This window comes from Mesorhizobium carmichaelinearum (assembly GCF_900199455.1).
GTDB classification, from domain to species: domain Bacteria; phylum Pseudomonadota; class Alphaproteobacteria; order Rhizobiales; family Rhizobiaceae; genus Mesorhizobium; species Mesorhizobium carmichaelinearum.
This window is the reverse complement of the sequence record NZ_FZQR01000186.1, coordinates 1-398: the sequence shown is the minus strand read 5'-3', so window position 1 is coordinate 398 and position 398 is coordinate 1. Positions and strand designations below refer to the sequence as shown.

1 protein-coding gene is annotated in these 398 nt (G+C 37.7%); it reads left to right on the top strand.

Annotated features, from left to right (window positions below):
- A partial coding sequence (locus CKW40_RS46320; protein ID WP_500684308.1) for a PTS transporter subunit EIIC occupies positions 1 to 398 on the top strand: 398 nt, incomplete at both ends.

The following is a 398-nucleotide window of genomic DNA, read 5'->3' as shown; positions in this document are numbered from 1 at the left end:
AAGTTGATCTATCCCGATTTGTTGGTAAACGGTTGATTAATGAAAATGTTCGCGAAGGGATTCATAATCCGAGAGATCTAATTCAACGTATCATTAATCAAGATGCGCCTATTTATCAATCTGAAACAAATTATCATTCGAAAGATCGCGGTAAGTCTAAAAGTGGTATTCAAATGGTGTATCAACATTTAATGAACGGTGTATCGTTTATGGTTCCTTTTATCGTAGTTGGTGGACTCCTTATCGCCATCGCGCTGACTCTAGGCGGTGAAACGACATCAAAAGGATTAGTCATCCCAGATGATTCATTTTGGAAATCCATTGAAAACATTGGTAGTTTAGCCTTTAAATTTATGGTTCCAATACTAGCTGGATATATCGCTGTTAGTATCGCTGGC